The organism is Methanobrevibacter thaueri (assembly GCF_015062905.1).
Lineage (GTDB): Archaea > Methanobacteriota > Methanobacteria > Methanobacteriales > Methanobacteriaceae > Methanocatella > Methanocatella thaueri_A.
Window position 1 is genome coordinate 13,919 of the sequence record NZ_SUTK01000004.1, and the last position, 14,935, is coordinate 28,853.

15 protein-coding genes and 1 riboswitch are annotated in these 14,935 nt (G+C 36.7%); of the genes, 8 read left to right on the forward strand and 7 right to left on the reverse strand.

What is annotated here, in order from left to right; all coding sequences use genetic code 11:
• Nucleotides 1–68 precede the first annotated feature (68 nt).
• From gatA to E7Z79_RS01505, 3 genes are all read left to right on the forward strand, one after another.
• Nucleotides 69–1,439 (forward strand): Asp-tRNA(Asn)/Glu-tRNA(Gln) amidotransferase subunit GatA, encoded by a 1,371-nt coding sequence (gene gatA / locus E7Z79_RS01495; RefSeq protein ID WP_303738214.1) that lies wholly within the window; start codon nt 69–71, stop codon nt 1,437–1,439.
• A gap of 92 nt (nt 1,440–1,531) precedes the next feature.
• The gene (locus E7Z79_RS01500) at nt 1,532–3,025 is read left to right on the forward strand and encodes a DJ-1/PfpI family protein (protein WP_303738215.1); all 1,494 of its coding nucleotides are present in this window, start codon (nt 1,532–1,534) and stop codon (nt 3,023–3,025) included.
• On the forward strand, nt 3,025–3,438 hold the full coding sequence (locus tag E7Z79_RS01505) for a hypothetical protein (protein WP_303738216.1): 414 nt from the start codon (nt 3,025–3,027) through the stop codon (nt 3,436–3,438). The genes E7Z79_RS01500 and E7Z79_RS01505 overlap by 1 nt, the downstream gene beginning before the upstream one ends.
• On the opposite strand, the gene ribB is transcribed toward E7Z79_RS01505, so the two are convergent.
• On the reverse strand, nt 3,439–4,122 hold the full coding sequence (gene ribB, locus E7Z79_RS01510; RefSeq protein WP_303738217.1) for a 3,4-dihydroxy-2-butanone-4-phosphate synthase: 684 nt from the start codon (nt 4,120–4,122) through the stop codon (nt 3,439–3,441). It lies immediately after the preceding gene.
• Nucleotides 4,123–4,175: 53 nt separating this feature from the next.
• Nucleotides 4,176–4,307, reverse strand: a riboswitch (FMN riboswitch).
• A gap of 39 nt (nt 4,308–4,346) precedes the next feature.
• Nucleotides 4,347–4,721, reverse strand: coding sequence for a DUF120 domain-containing protein (locus E7Z79_RS01515; RefSeq protein ID WP_303738218.1), 375 nt, complete (start codon nt 4,719–4,721; stop codon nt 4,347–4,349).
• A gap of 211 nt (nt 4,722–4,932) precedes the next feature.
• Between E7Z79_RS01515 and tfrA the strand changes: the two genes are divergently transcribed.
• The gene (gene tfrA, locus E7Z79_RS01520; RefSeq protein WP_303738219.1) at nt 4,933–6,576 is read left to right on the forward strand and encodes a fumarate reductase (CoM/CoB) subunit TfrA; all 1,644 of its coding nucleotides are present in this window, start codon (nt 4,933–4,935) and stop codon (nt 6,574–6,576) included.
• Here the strand turns inward: tfrA and E7Z79_RS01525 are convergent.
• Complete coding sequence (locus E7Z79_RS01525; RefSeq protein WP_303738272.1) at nt 6,569–7,873, reverse strand: amidohydrolase family protein; 1,305 nt, start codon at nt 7,871–7,873, stop codon at nt 6,569–6,571. The genes tfrA and E7Z79_RS01525 overlap by 8 nt on opposite strands.
• A 43-nt stretch (nt 7,874–7,916) precedes the next feature.
• Complete coding sequence (locus E7Z79_RS01530; protein ID WP_296782471.1) at nt 7,917–8,123, reverse strand: histone family protein; 207 nt, start codon at nt 8,121–8,123, stop codon at nt 7,917–7,919.
• A gap of 241 nt (nt 8,124–8,364) precedes the next feature.
• On the opposite strand from E7Z79_RS01530, the gene hisG reads away from it, so the two are divergent.
• Both hisG and pyrB read left to right on the forward strand, forming a co-directional pair.
• Nucleotides 8,365–9,225 (forward strand): ATP phosphoribosyltransferase, encoded by an 861-nt coding sequence (hisG, locus tag E7Z79_RS01535; protein ID WP_303738220.1) that lies wholly within the window; start codon nt 8,365–8,367, stop codon nt 9,223–9,225.
• Between the two features lie 4 nt (nt 9,226–9,229).
• Nucleotides 9,230–10,165, forward strand: a complete 936-nt coding sequence (gene pyrB / locus E7Z79_RS01540) for an aspartate carbamoyltransferase (RefSeq protein WP_303738221.1) — start codon at nt 9,230–9,232, stop codon at nt 10,163–10,165.
• On the opposite strand, the gene E7Z79_RS01545 is transcribed toward pyrB, so the two are convergent.
• Together E7Z79_RS01545 and E7Z79_RS01550 are read right to left on the reverse strand one after the other, a co-directional pair.
• Nucleotides 10,158–11,324 (reverse strand): orc1/cdc6 family replication initiation protein, encoded by a 1,167-nt coding sequence (locus E7Z79_RS01545; protein ID WP_303738222.1) that lies wholly within the window; start codon nt 11,322–11,324, stop codon nt 10,158–10,160. The two genes, pyrB and E7Z79_RS01545, sit on opposite strands and share 8 nt — an antisense overlap.
• Before the next feature lie 635 nt (nt 11,325–11,959).
• Nucleotides 11,960–12,442, reverse strand: coding sequence for a DUF2299 domain-containing protein (locus tag E7Z79_RS01550; protein ID WP_303738223.1), 483 nt, complete (start codon nt 12,440–12,442; stop codon nt 11,960–11,962).
• Between the two features lie 65 nt (nt 12,443–12,507).
• Between E7Z79_RS01550 and E7Z79_RS01555 the strand changes: the two genes are divergently transcribed.
• Both E7Z79_RS01555 and E7Z79_RS01560 read left to right on the forward strand, forming a co-directional pair.
• Entirely contained in the window at nt 12,508–13,545 is a 1,038-nt protein-coding gene (locus E7Z79_RS01555) for a cobalamin biosynthesis protein (protein WP_303738224.1), read from the forward strand.
• Entirely contained in the window at nt 13,542–14,555 is a 1,014-nt protein-coding gene (locus E7Z79_RS01560; RefSeq protein WP_303738225.1) for a cobalt-precorrin 5A hydrolase, read from the forward strand. Before E7Z79_RS01555 ends, E7Z79_RS01560 begins: the two co-directional genes overlap by 4 nt.
• Before the next feature lie 26 nt (nt 14,556–14,581).
• On the opposite strand, the gene E7Z79_RS01565 is transcribed toward E7Z79_RS01560, so the two are convergent.
• A complete protein-coding gene (locus tag E7Z79_RS01565) occupies nt 14,582–14,830 on the reverse strand; it encodes a UPF0147 family protein (protein WP_296782455.1) in 249 nt (82 codons plus the stop codon).
• Between the last annotated feature and the right edge of the window lie 105 nt (nt 14,831–14,935).

The following is a 14,935-nucleotide window of genomic DNA, read 5'->3' on the forward strand; positions in this document are numbered from 1 at the left end:
AAACAAGTGTTTATAAACATTGAAAAATAAAATATTAATATTATAATTTACGATTATTAGGTGTTTTAATGAACGTTATTGAAAAGTTAAACTCCATTAAAAGTGGAGAAATGACAGCTAAAGAAAATGTAGAAAGCTTCATTAAAGTTATCGATGAAAATAACGAAGAAATTAATGCATTCATTGAATTAAACTATGAAAATGCATTAAAACAAGCAGAAGCTATTGATGAAAAAATCGCTAACGGCGAAGATGTCGGCGCTTTAGCTGGTTTGGTATTCGGTATAAAAGCAAACATTAATGTTGAAGATCTGATTATTTCCGCAGCTTCCAAAACCCTGGAAGACTACTACGGAAGCTACAATGCAACTGTTGTTGACGAAATCCTTAAGGAAGATGGAATAATCATCGGTATTTTGAATATGGATGAATTTGCAGCCGGAAGTTCAACCGAAACTTCCTACTACGGTCCAACCCAGAACCCTGCTGCCATGGGAAGAATCCCTGGAGGCTCTTCCGGAGGATGTGCAGCGGCAATTGCAGCTGAAATGTGTGACATTTCAATCGGTTCCGATACAGGCGGATCCATCAGAAACCCTGCATCACACTGTGGAGTAGTCGGATTCAAACCTACTTACGGTGCCGTTTCAAGACAAGGTCTTTTAGATTTATCCATGAGTCTGGACCAAATCGGACCGCTAGCCAACGATGTAAGCGGAATAGCATTAGCTCTAAATACTATTGCAAAATATGACGAAACCGAATGTACCACACTTGACTGGGAAAAGCCTGACTTTACCGAAGTGCTTGAAGAAACCTCTTTAGAAGGCATGAAAATAGCAGTCTGTCAGGAGTTCATTGACGTGACTGATGATGAAATCAACAAGACAGTCAACAAAGCTATTCAAAAATTGGTTGATGCAGGCGCAGAGCTTGTTGAAGTTAGTTTCGACTACATTGACTTATGTCTGCCTACTTACTACCTAATCAACTATGTTGAATTCTTCTCAGCAACCAGAAAATACGACGGAAGGGATTACGGTTCCAGAATCGAAGAGGTCTGTGGAGATGAGGTTTTAAGAAGAATCAAAATCGGTTCACATATTGCAGAAGCTGAATTCAGCGGTAAATACTACAAGCAAGCATTAAAAGCAAGGTCAGTTATCAGAGCTGAAATCACCTCAATGCTTGAAAATGTCGATTTGATTGTAGGACCAACCGTGCCTAAACTTCCTCACGAAATCGGTGCCGAACTGGAGCCAATGGAAATGTATGCCTACGACGTATTGACAGTTATTGCCAACCTGGCTGGTATTCCTGCAGCAAGCATTCCAGCAGGTGAGGTTGACGGCATTCCTGTAGGATTGCAGATTCAGGCAAAACCATTGGATGACGAAAAAATTATCAAAGCTATGAGTGTTTTCGAAAACACTCAATAAACTTCTTTTTTTATAAACTTTTTTACACTTGAAATGCACCTCTAAAATTTTATTATTTAAAAGATATAATAGAATATCAAGAGGTTATTCTTATGACAAAAATTGGACTTGCTTATATCAATGGAGCGGTTCCCGGATTTGAAGATTTTGGAAACTTACCAACCGACATTGTAAAGGAAAACGGACTTGTAAATGGTAATAAGGCTTCAGATGAACTTGATGCATTAATCATTCCCGGCGGAACACTTATTGAATCAAATGACATTAACATGGGCCTAAACACTGAAATTAAGAAAATGGCAAAAGCCGGGAAGCCAATCATTGGAATATGTGCTGGATTTCAGCTACTGTCCAATCAGATAGACATCGGAAGAAAATCCCCAGTGCCAATCGTTAAGGACGGCCTTGGAATAATCGACGTGAATTTCTCACCATTGATTACAAGCGACCGTGTAAAGGCAAAGGTCTTTGACAACTCATTTTTAGTGAAGGGACAGACTGAAGACGTTGACGGTTTCCACACCCATACCTACGGTAAGGTTGAAGGGGATGCAAAACCGCTGTTCTATTCAAAAGTCCAAAGGATGAATTACGGCGACACCAATGAAAAGGGCGACTATAACATCTTTTCAGGTGCATGCAACGATGACGGCAATGTTATCGGAACCATGATTCACGGTATTCTGGATGAAAATCCCATTATTGTAGATAATCTATTAGAACAAATAGACGCTACAGATACCGATGAGATTTACAATAGAAATAGAGAAGTCAAAAAATTCCTTCAAAGCGAGGTTGGAATCAACACTGGAATAAGAATACCTGATATTACACCAAACAAAAGACCTAAATACCTCATGATTGGAAGCAATGGATCTGACAGTGGTAAAACTTTCATTGTAACTGGTCTTGCCGGTGCCCTAAGAAAAAGAGGATATAAAGTGGCCCTTTTAAAGGTAGGTCCCGATGTGCGTGACATTATTCCCGGACTTTACCTGACAAAAGGCAGGATGGAAGAGTTCGCATCAATAAAAATTGGTCACCTTGGCTGGAGCGACATCGAATCTACTGTCGCGAAACTCAACTCATCAGACTATGATATCGTGCTTATCGAGGGAGTAATGAGCGTGTTTACAGGACTACTTAACGAAAAGGTTCCGTTTTCAGCAGCGGAAATAGCCATGTCATCAAACATACCGATGATACTTGCTTCAGGCGTGAACAAGGGTGGAATAGAATCAGCTGCCGTTGATTTGGTTTCACATGCGAACATGCTTGAAAAATTAGGAGTTTCAGTAGAAGCGATTCTTTTAAACAAAGTCTACAATGACGATATATTCGACCAAGTGGTGCCATACATCAAAAACAACACAAAGGTCGAAAACGTGTTGAAGCTTCCGAAACTAAAATCAGCCGACATGAGAGGATTCATTCCGGAAGTCGAAATAAGATATGAGCTTTTCACCTCACATGCGATGGATCTGATTGAAAGCAACCTGGACATTGACCTGATAATCAGCATGGCCCGTGAAGTCGAGTTTGAAAAAATCTACACATTCGATGAAATCAAAAGCAAGGTGGTTTGATGGCACTTAACCTGAGTCCTGAAACCGGCGTCAAGCTGACCAAAAAAGACCGTGCACACGTTTTAAAGAAAATGAAACAGGGCTGGAAGGCAACATGCCTGATACCCGATTATGTCTTTGATGAGGACGGCAACATTCAGATTGCAAGTGACAAAAACCGCAGAATCGTGAGAATCCTCAGTTTCAAGGATGACGGAATTCACATTGAAAATGCCCTGAAAAATAAAACTCTAAGAATTCCATGGAAAAAAATAGCTGCAATAAACAAATCAAAAGAAGTGAAAAATGGTTTGGAAATTAAAATGAGAGACGGAAGATACGTCTCATTCAGCATTTATAATTCCTACAAATATCAGCAAATAATGGAATTCATTGCCAATTATATAGCTAAAAAGTGCAGTGAAGCACCTTAACTATTCTTTTAAGTATTCGTTAATGATGTCTTCGCCTTTAAGTAAGACCAATCCGTTTTCTTCTGCGTATTTGCGAGCATCAGCAACTGATGTGGCCTGACCTGTTTCGCCATCCATCATTTCGCACACTACACAGACAGGAGTTACGCCTGCAAGCTCACATAATGCAAGACCGATTTCAGTGTGTCCTTGCCTGTTTTTGACAAGTCCTTCAGCTCCTCTTAAAAGACATACGTGACCAGGTGACCTGAATGTTGCACCGAACTCATCAAATCTTTCTTCTTTCATCATGATAGCCATTTCAGATATTGTCATTGCTCTGTCATGGTCTGTTACGCCTGTGAAAGATTTTCTGTGGTTTGCCCAAACTGAAAATGATGATCTTTCATCGTATGGAATGTCTGTTGGTGCAAGTTCTGCAAGTTCAGGATATTTTTCTGTAGCCGCTTTCATGATGTCCACCATAAACGGCAAATGAATTGCTTCACAGTAATCATCGTGTAAGCAGTTGCAGATTAAACCGCCTGCGTCATTTCTCATGGTTGCAATTGATTTAGGGGTTACAAATTCGGAAGCGATAATCATGTCGACTTCTCCTTCCCTGTCATCATCATCAAAAACTAGTACAAATTGACCGTTTCTTATAGCTTCTAAAGCTTTATCTAAATTTGTTTCTTGATTCATAGTAATATCTCCTTATATAACTAGAACCAGGGCTAAAAATAACTAAATAACTATTATCTTCTCTTCCATCCGGACTGTCACCGTCGGTTTTGGAATCTCACCAAATCAACACGTCTTTGTGCTCGTGGACTTATTATATCAAAATCACCACCGGTGGGGAATTGCACCCCGCCCCGAGAACGTATTAAAAAATATATTCGTTATGTATAAAATACTTTATGGTATCAAAATTCTAAAGATACGATATCGCCGTCTTCAATGCCAAGCTCGTCCCTCAATGCAATCTCGGCAATGAACTCCAGATAGTTCACGTCATGAACGGTTTTGGCAGGAAAAACTATTGCCCCTTTAACTTCATCATTTAAGACAGCTTCAATGTACTTTACAGCCCCGAATCCTTCATCAGGCTTGATTATGTTTTGACAGTTATCCTTGATTTCATTGATTTCATCCAGATACTCGTCGCTTACAACAACATTCAATGTTCCGGGATATGGAACGAAACCCAAATTTTTCCTGAACTCGTTTGAGTAGAATTCCTGTGACATGAAAAATGAGCCTTTACCCAAACCTGTCTTAACTTCACCTTCAATTTTCATGAAATAACCTCTAATTAAATGATATCAAATTAAATAAGTGTCAAAATTTTAAACTATATTTTCAATTTAATCAAACAATCAAAGAAATGTTTTAAATTTAACTTAAGAAATATAGATTCATCACTATAAATTTAATTTTTTTTGATTAATAAATATTTTTAACGATGAAAAATATAGTAATAATATAATAAAATTTTACAGGGTAATTGAAATGGAAATAAAAACTATCTCTACAGATGTGTTAATCATTGGATCTGGAGGAGCAGGTTCAAGAGCAGCTATCGAAGTTGATGATGCAGGTCTAAAAGCACTCATCGTGTCAAAAGGATTATCATTCAGGTCAGGCTGTACCGGAATGGCAGAAGGAGGATACAATGCAGTATTCAAGACCGTCGACAAGGATGATTCAATAGACGCTCACTTTAACGACACTCTAAAAGGTGGAAGCTATCTCAACGACAAGAAACTGGTTGAAATACTCGTCAATGAGTCACCAAAAAGATTGATTGACCTTGAAAACTATGGCGCACTGTTCGACAGGCAAGAGTCTGGTGAAATAGACCAGAGACCATTCGGAGGACAGAGCTTCAGAAGAACCTGCTATCAAGGGGACAGGACAGGCGCAGAGCTGTTGAATGCTCTTAAAGAGGAAATCATCAAAAGAGATATCGAATGCATCGAAGAGGTAATGATTACCTCCTTCGTAACTGACGGCAATCAGGTTATAGGTGCAACCGGCCTAAACCTGAAAGATTCAAGCCTCATATACTTCAAGGCAAAAGCGACCATCCTTGCAAGCGGAGGAGCCGGACAACTATACCCTGTAACATCCAATACCTTCCAAAAGAATGGAGACGGATATGCAATTTCTTACCGTGCCGGAGCAAACCTGGTTGACATGGAACAGGTCCAGTTCCACCCGACAGGAATGGTTGCGCCCGAATCCAAAAAGGGAGTCCTTGTAACTGAAGCCGTTAGGGCAGAAGGCGGAAAGCTGATAAACAGCGAAGGCGAAAGGTTCATGAGCAAATACGCACCTGAAAAAATGGAGCTTGCCACACGTGATGTCGTTGCAAGATCAATCTATCAGGAAATAATCGAAGGAAGAGGAACAGAAAACGGCGGAGTATATCTGGACATTTCACACCTGGATGACGATTATATAGACGAAAAGCTCGAAACCATGGTCCTGCAGTTTGAAAATGTTGGAGTGGACATCAAGCACGGTCCTATAGAAGTGGCACCGACTGCTCACCACTTTATGGGCGGGCTGAAAATAAACACTGACGCATCAAGTTCCCTGGATAACCTGTTTGGAGCCGGAGAAGTCTGTGGAGGAGTCCATGGAGCAAACCGTTTGGGCGGTAATGCGCTGGCTGATACTCAGGTGTTCGGTAAGATTGCCGGTGTTAGCGCATCAAAGGCCGCAAAGGAAAGTGAACTCAAGACAAATGATGAAATGGTTCAAGAAGAGGCATCAAGAATTGAAGGCCTGATTAAAAAAGGCTCCATCAAACCTAAAGAATTCAAAAACAGAATCAAAAGCCTGATGTGGGAAAAGGTTGCAATAGTCCGTGAAGAAAAGACCCTGAACGAGGCATTGGGACAACTTCAGGAAATGCAGAAGGAGCTCGTTAACCTTGATGTCAGCGACAAAAAACAATACAACACCGATTTGGTGACTGCTCTTGAAGTAATAAACATGCTTGAAATCTGTATCCTGACTGTTAAATCAGCAATCATACGCAGAGAAAGTCGTGGAGCACATTTCAGAAGCGATTTCCCTGAAACTAAAGATGAATGGAAAAAGAGTATAATAATAAATAAAAATAAAATAGAATTTGAAGCTAGATAGCTTCTTTTAATTCTTTTATTGCCTGTCTGGCTCTAGCATAAATTTCATCTTCATCAAGAGTGGTTAATTTCTTATTTTCCATCAATATTTTACCGTTGCAAATAGTGGTATCGACATTTGAACCGTTTGCTGAGTAAACTACATTTGAAGATAAAGATGAACTGTCCGGAGTCATGTTGGCGTTATTTGTGTCAATTAAAATAATATCCGCTTTTTTACCGACTTCAATAGAACCAATCTCATCACTCAAGCCTAATGTTTCAGCTCCTTTTATGGTAGCCATTTCAATGGCTTCGTCGGAAGTTAAAACCTTAGGGTCTAAAGTTGAAACCTTTTGAAGCAGGCTGGCGGTTTTCAGCTCTTCAATCAAATCCAAATTATTGTTTGAAGAAGCTCCATCAGTACCGATGGATACACAAATATCATTATCAATCAGTTTGGAAACAGGAGAGATACCTGAAGCCAGTTTCATGTTACTGCATGGATTGTGTGATACCTTAACGCCGTGCCTTTTGATTATTTCAATTTCATCATCACTTAACCATACACAGTGTGCAGCAACAACATCAGGACCTAAAAATCCGATCTTTTCCAAATATTCAAATGGCCTTAGGCCTTTTTCATCAAGACTGTCATTGATTTCCTTTTGGGTTTCTGAAACATGTATGTGAATTCCAATGTTATGTTCATCAGCCAATTCACGTACCTTAATCAGGAGTTCCTCGGAAGCGGTATATGGTGAGTGGGGACCGAAAAATACCTTAATCCTTCCGTCTGCCATTCCATTGCAGGCTTCATATAATGTCATGTTTTCCTTGATTTCGGCTTCCCTTCTTTCGGCATCGCCAAAGTCTATCATTCCATATGACAGGACGGCCCTTATCCCTGCATCTTCAACTGCACGGGCAACATCCTCCATGTAGAAGTACATGTCGGAAAATGTTGTTGTTCCTGACTTGATAAGCTCGACTGCTCCCAAAAGAGCTCCAATATAGCAATAATCTCCATTGAGATTTGCTTCCATCGGCCAGATATGATCGTTCAGCCAACTGTCGAGGCTCAAATCATCGGCAAGGCCTCTGAATAATGTCATTGATAAGTGAGTGTGAGTATTGATTAATCCCGGAAGTAGTATTTTACCTTCCGCATCGATTATCTTATCGACATTGCTGTCGTCGATTTCATCGGCGATTTCAGCTATTAAATCATCTTTAATTAATAAGGATTGCTTTTTGTTTTCAAAATTATTTGGGTTTAAAATTAATGCGTTTTTAATCAAAATAGTATTATTCATGATAACACCTTAAAAAAAAAATAAAAAAAAGTTAGCTAAAAACAATTTATAAGTTTTTGATAGCTAATTTAATATCATCTGCTTTAACAGTTTTACGTTTTGCGATTTTAGCAACATTGTTTGCTTCTTTAGCAACATCACGAGCTACTTCTTCTAAGTATTCAGCTAATGCAGCTTTTGCATCTTCGCTAACTCTTTCTGCACCAGATTCTTTAATGATCCTTGCGATAGGAGCTTTTGGTATTTCAGACATAATTTTCACCTCACATAAATTCTGTTAAAACTTATTATTATCAACAAATAATAAGTTAAATAAGATATTTTCTATCTTAATATTTAAATATTTCGCTAAATCATGCCATATTTGAAAAATGAAAAATAAGAATTTCCAAATTTTCAAAAATAATAGTATTAATATTCATATTAATTAATAAAAGATTATAAATAACAATATTTTAAATATATTATCAGACAAAAAAATTTGAGAAGATATAATGAAAATAAAAATTGCGGTTCCATCAAAAGGAAGAATTAGCGAACCATCAATAAACATCCTGGAAAAAGCAGGGCTTGGATTAATCGATAAAAGCAATCGTAAACTAATTTCCAAAACATTCAACGAAAATATCGAAGTGATGTTTGCAAGAGCATCCGATATTCCTGAATTTGTCAATGACGGTGTGGCAGATGTCGGAATAACCGGTGTGGACCTGATTAAAGAAAACGAAGCGGATGTTCATGAACTTCTTGACCTGAGATTTGGACAGACAAAACTGGTCCTGGCGGCTCCCGAAGAATCAAACATCAATTCAGTCAATGACATTACAGATGATATGAAGGTAGCTACCGAATTTCCGGTGTTAACAAGAAAATACTTGCAGGAAAATGGATTGAACTTGAAAATCGTTAAGTTAAGCGGATCCACTGAAGCCGCTCCATTTATAGGTATTGCAGACTTAATAACCGACCTTACAAGTACAGGAACCACACTCAAAATGAATCATTTGGAAATCATTGATGTCATATTGGAAAGCTCAATCAAACTCATCGCAAATCATGACAGCCTAAAAGACAAAAAGGAATTAATTGAAGCCGTAAGTACAAGCATAAAAGGTGTGCTTGATGCCGACAGGAAAAAGCTGATTATGATGAACGTTGATGAAAGCGACTTGGATAAAGTAAAAGAAGTGATGCCATCAATGGGCGGTCTTACAATATCTGAAGTATTATCCGAAAAGAAAACCGTTGCCGCACAAGCGGTGATTGATGAAAAAGAAGTTTTTGAACTTGTAAATGATTTAAGAAATGCAGGTGCCCGTGATATCCTGGTTGTGCCAATCGAAAGAATAATTTAAAAAGGTGGTTAAAATTTTCAAACTAAAAAACATTATTTCAATTAAAGACTTTGAAAGAGAGGATATTGAATATCTTCTTGATGAGGCCTCAAAATTAGAAGATATTGCCCAATCTAAAGCAGTATCAGAAGAATTAAAAGGAAAAATTCTAGGTTTAATGTTTTTTGAACCATCAACAAGAACAAGAATATCCTTTGAAACAGCAATGAAACGTTTCAACGGACAATGCATTGGATTTGCAAGCAGCGGATCCAGTTCCGTTTCAAAAGGTGAAAGCATTGCAGATACCGCAAAAATGTTTGAAGGATACAGCGACGCGCTTGTAATCAGACACGAGCTTGAAGGAGTGTCAAAATTCATATCAGATATAGTTGATGTTCCGGTTATCAATGCAGGTGACGGTGCTGGCCAGCATCCTACACAGACACTGCTTGATTTATACACCATAAGAAATGAAATCGGGTCAATCGACAATTTGAATATCGCCCTTATCGGAGATTTGAAATTTGGCCGTACAGTACATTCACTTGCCCAGGCCCTTACCTTATTCAATAATGTTAAAATTTACCTGGTATCCCCTAAGGAGCTCAGAATGCCCCAAGAGATTCTACACGATTTAAATAAAACAAACGTTGAGTATGTGGAAGTCGATAACATTGAGGACATCATAGATGATGTTGACGTATTATATGTAACCAGAATACAAAAAGAGCGTTTCGTTGACATTAACGACTATTTGAAAATAAAAGGATCATATATCATCAATAAAAAAATGTTGGAAGGCAAGGATTTGATTGTAATGCATCCACTGCCTAGAATAGATGAAATCGCCGGTGATGTTGACGATACCAAATACAACAAATATTTCAAACAGGCAGCAAATGCGGTGCCGGTCAGGATGGCGATTTTAAAAACTTTAATTAAAAACAACCCTAAATAGAGAAAAGAGCTGTTTCAAGTAAAGCTTCGTCACATTGAAGTTTGATAATATTGGTTCTACCTTTTCCACGACCACGTGAAACGGTGTTTGTAGAAATTATACCAAGCAATTCAAGCTCATTGATGAAATCAAATATTCTTCTGTATGTAACTGCATCCTTTTTGGAAATGTCAGTGTAAGATTCGTAAAGTTTTCCGGATGTGATTTCCTCTTTTTGCTTAGTTAATGTCAATATAGCCAACAGAAGTCTTTGTTGCTGAAGCGGAAGTGTGGATAAAATTTCACTAACCTTATTATGCTCTATTCTTTCCTTAGCTCTTTTTACATGATCAGTTGTTACTTTTTCACAGGTATCATCAAAAGCCAACTCGCCCGCATTCTTTAAAAGGTCTAATGCATATCTTGCATCGCCTTCCTCTTTAGCGGCCATTGCAGAACATAACGGTATGACATCATCATTCAATACACCATCATTGAATGACAGTTCAGCCCTTTCGGACAAAATGTCAGCCAACTGGTCAGCGCCATAAGGCGGAAATACAATTTCCTTATCGTTCAGGCTGCTTGTAACTCTGGATTTGATTAAATTCTTAAAGTCAAGATAATTACTGATTGACAGAACTGCAACATTGTCTGTTCTTGTTAATGTGTATAATATTCCGTCACCATCCTTATCAAGCAGGATATCAATCTCGTCCAATATAACAATCAGCTGCAATTTTTTACCAAATGCATTGGTTCTAAACAAGCTTCTGAATGCATTGACAACCTCTGCTTTTGTCCATCCACGGTTTGGAACATCACGTCCGAGCCTGTTACACAGCTCAGCAATAACCTGATATTCTGTAGTGAAATCTGTACATCTGATATATTCAATCTTTACAAAGATGTTTTCGTTGTCTGCAGCTTCAATCAGCTGTTCACGTGCGAATTTGGATGCCGCTGTTTTTCCTGTTCCTGTTTTACCGTATAATGTAACGTTTGATGGAGTGACATTATCCAAAACATCGACCCAATTTCTTGCAATTTCTCTGATCTGCTCGTCTCTATGAACTAGTTTTTCTGGTAAAAATCTGTGATCCAGAGGTTTCTTGTTTTTAAATATCTGATTTTTCCTTCTGTTTGAAATAAGTTGTTCGTCCTCAAAAATATTCGCCATCTTCCCCACCTAAAAAAATAAATAAATAACAAAAATGTCGTGAGTATAATTTCCAGTGTTAATAGTATAAAACAGCTAATAAATAAAGCTTTTTATTACAAGTTATGAAAAATGTAATAATAATTGGAAAATCTCTGAAAATTAAATTGATTAAATTGATTTAAATTGAAAAATACTAATTAAAAATATGTATAATTTAATATAAATCTACAAAATATTTTATAATATAAAAATATTTGATTTTCATCATTTAATTTTTAAATGTGAAATACTATTATTTCAAATATAAGATAATGATTTCAAGTGTAATTTTCTCAAAAAAATATGCATTCAAAGTGACCTAATCGGCAAATGGACATCAACTTTGAAAAAACTGTCATGATTTATCACAAAGACAGAGAGGTCCGTTTCAAGTGTAACATTTTTTGGCCAAAAGCCCAAAATGAAGACATGTATTTCAAGTGTAAAAAACATGATTCAACGTTTGAATTTTAAAACAAAGAAGAAAGAGTATTGAAAATCAGGAAAATAAGCCAAATAAAAAAAGATAGATTTCAAGTGTTACAGTTGAAATAGACCCCTTCAGTCTTACAATATCAACGAAATCGTTTCACTTGAAATACACCCCTCCCTCTCTAAATGAACATGTCATTCTGATTGGAAGGTGTGATGTTGATTTGAAGTGTTCCAAAAGTCTTGTCGATTAACCAGATGCAATGCAGTTTAGCCTTGAAAACACGTTTAAGAGTTCTAAACAATTCATTTTTACTTATTCCATCCTCAAATATTTGTTCAGTAACTACGAATTGCTGTAAAATGTCATTTGCAACCTGAAGTTCAAAATCGACTAAAAAATTGTTCAGACCGAAGTTCAAATCCATTATAAAATCCTTTTGTGTCTTTTTGTCAGCCTGTTTCATCAGGTCCAAGTGCTGTTGGGCAACCTGGGTGGCACATGCAACGATCAGACAGTCCTTTCCAGCAGGTTTTACGACATCCATGATATTTTCCTTTGGAAACTCAATGATATAGTGAAAATCAGCATTTTCATCATATTTGGCTTCTCTTAACAAATCTTCTTCAAATAACCATTGTCTTATATTTTCTTCAAGATTCATAATATCATCATTCTTTATTAAAATTTATAATAAATTATTTATTTTTTAATTATATAAATTAAACTATGATTGATTATAATAATTTGATTAATGGTATAATAACAACAAAAATAAACGCCATTACATCATTTAATTTATTTTTATTTATTATAATTGCTCTGATATTATCATTGATGATAGATATGGTATTTGGGGAGCTGCCCACAAGGGTACATCCTGTCGTAATAATGGGATCTATAATCAACTTCTTTAAAAAACTATTCATAAACGTTAAAAACAGGTTATCTGGATTATTTGTTGTTTTATGTGTATATTCAGTATCTATTATTATTTTATATATTATATATTTGATTTGCAGCTGTAACTTTGCTTTGTTTTTCATTGTATTTGTGATACTGTTGTCATCGACATTTTCGGTCAATATGCTGTTGAAGACTGCAGTTGATGTTAAGGTAGCGCTCGATGAAAGCATCGATAAAGCAAGGCAGCTGGTTTCATACCTGGTCAGTCGTGACACTGATGAGCTCACAGAATCATTCATCGTTTCTGCAACAATCGAGAGTCTGACTGAAAACATAACGGATTCATACGTTGCACCTGTTTTTTACTATTTTATTTTTGCAGCATTGATTTTATGGCATCCGATTGACAATCAGCTGTTTTATCTGCTGGCGATTCCAATGGCATATAGAATTTCAAACACCCTTGATGCAATGCTTGGATACCAAACAGATGAATTGAAGGACATCGGTTTTGTACCAGCCAAAATAGATGACATATTGAATTTCATTCCGTCAAGAATAGCAGGAATATTCATAGTCATCTCTTCCTATCTATTGAAATTTGACGGCAAGAATGCATATGAAATCATGATGAGGGATGCCAGAAAATGCCCTTCACCAAATTCAGGATACACAATGGCAACAACCGCAGGGGCATTGAACATTCAACTGATCAAAAAAGATACCTATATTTTAGGGGATGACAATAAAGATATAACAAAAGAGGATATTTCAAAAGCTGTAAGCTTATCAAAAGTGACTATTTACCTGTTTACAATAGTAATTATACTTTTACTTGCTTTAATATATGTGATATTATGAAAATTGCAATTATTTCAGTATCCGACAAGGGTCATGAATTGGCAAATAGATTAAAGGAAAAATTGGACATGGATTCCACAATAATAAAATGTGACTTATATCATAAAAATGTCAAAGAACATTTTCCAATTTTATTTTATGAGTATGATGCAATCATTGCGATAATGGCTTCTGGAATATTGATCAGGTCAATTGCGCCGCTGGTTGAGTCCAAGGTAACAGACCCTGCAGTGATAAATATCGATGACAATGGAAAATTTGTTATATCAACTTTATCTGGCCATTTGGGAGGTGCCAATGAGCTTGCAAACAAAGTTGCAGATTTGATTGACTCAACACCTGTCATAACAACTTCCACTGATGTCAACAAGAAATTGGGAATAGATGTTCTTGCAAAGGATTTGTATCTGAGAATTGACAATACAAAGGAGATCCTGTTCTTCAATAAGGCCATATTGGAAGGCCGTGAGATTACATTCACACTCAATCCAAACAGGAATTTCGATTATCTCTTCGATTATTTGAGAAAAGTCACACTTGAAATCTATGTTTTATTTTCCTATTCATCAGATGTCGATACAGATGAAATACATGTCAGCCTGGACGGTCATGAAATGGTACTGAAAGAGAGAAAAATAGTTGCAGGAATCGGATGCAGGCGTGGAAAGGAATGTAAATTCATTCATGATGGGCTTAAGAAATCATTGGATGATTTGAAAATTTTGCCTTCAAGAGTTAACATGCTCACTTCAGCCGAAATAAAAAAAGATGAAAAGGGCATATTGGAATTGTCTGAAAAAATGAATATACCTGTCAGATTCGTTGAAATTGACAAATTGAAACTATTTGAATCCTGTGATGTTGCCAAGTCAGAATTCGTTTATTCAAAGTTTGGAATTTATGGCGTTTGTGAACCGTCAGCATTGATAATGGCAGGCTTCGATTCAAAATTGATATATAAAAAAACTTCATATGATGGCGTGACAATAGCAATCGCCGTTTCAAAATAATTATAAAAAAATAGTAAAAAACTAAATTAGATTGCTTCTAATTTAGATAGAACTTCCCAAATTAAAGTTCTTGCGTGAACTGGAATATTAGGGTCATTGCTGATTTCATCTAATTTTCCAAGAACAGTACTTATTCTTACAGATTGATCTTGTTCATCATCTTTTAATAAATCACAAGATTGGCTAGCTGCTTCTCTGATGTTACGAGGAACAGTGTTATTATCTGAAATATAGTCAAGAATTTCACATACTTCTTCAATCGCTTGATTACTCATTTATTCTCCCTCCAAAATAAATAATTAAAATAAGTAAAAATAACTATTAAGATAATATTTGTCTGTAATAGATTTAAATAGTTTTTGGTGATGAGAACATATTAT

Bases quoted from the DNA above. Each gene is read 5' to 3' on its own strand.
- gatA (WP_303738214.1), top strand. From the start codon at position 69: ATGAACGTTATTGAAAAGTTAAACTCCATTAAAAGTGGAGAAATGACA.
- E7Z79_RS01500 (WP_303738215.1), top strand. From the start codon at position 1,532: ATGACAAAAATTGGACTTGCTTATATCAATGGAGCGGTTCCCGGATTT.
- E7Z79_RS01505 (WP_303738216.1), top strand. From the start codon at position 3,025: ATGGCACTTAACCTGAGTCCTGAAACCGGCGTCAAGCTGACCAAAAAA.
- ribB (WP_303738217.1), bottom strand. From the start codon at position 4,122: ATGAATCAAGAAACAAATTTAGATAAAGCTTTAGAAGCTATAAGAAAC.
- E7Z79_RS01515 (WP_303738218.1), bottom strand. From the start codon at position 4,721: ATGAAAATTGAAGGTGAAGTTAAGACAGGTTTGGGTAAAGGCTCATTT.
- tfrA (WP_303738219.1), top strand. From the start codon at position 4,933: ATGGAAATAAAAACTATCTCTACAGATGTGTTAATCATTGGATCTGGA.
- E7Z79_RS01530 (WP_296782471.1), bottom strand. From the start codon at position 8,123: ATGTCTGAAATACCAAAAGCTCCTATCGCAAGGATCATTAAAGAATCT.
- hisG (WP_303738220.1), top strand. From the start codon at position 8,365: ATGAAAATAAAAATTGCGGTTCCATCAAAAGGAAGAATTAGCGAACCA.
- E7Z79_RS01545 (WP_303738222.1), bottom strand. From the start codon at position 11,324: ATGGCGAATATTTTTGAGGACGAACAACTTATTTCAAACAGAAGGAAA.
- E7Z79_RS01550 (WP_303738223.1), bottom strand. From the start codon at position 12,442: ATGAATCTTGAAGAAAATATAAGACAATGGTTATTTGAAGAAGATTTG.
- E7Z79_RS01555 (WP_303738224.1), top strand. From the start codon at position 12,508: ATGATTGATTATAATAATTTGATTAATGGTATAATAACAACAAAAATA.
- E7Z79_RS01560 (WP_303738225.1), top strand. From the start codon at position 13,542: ATGAAAATTGCAATTATTTCAGTATCCGACAAGGGTCATGAATTGGCA.
- E7Z79_RS01565 (WP_296782455.1), bottom strand. From the start codon at position 14,830: ATGAGTAATCAAGCGATTGAAGAAGTATGTGAAATTCTTGACTATATT.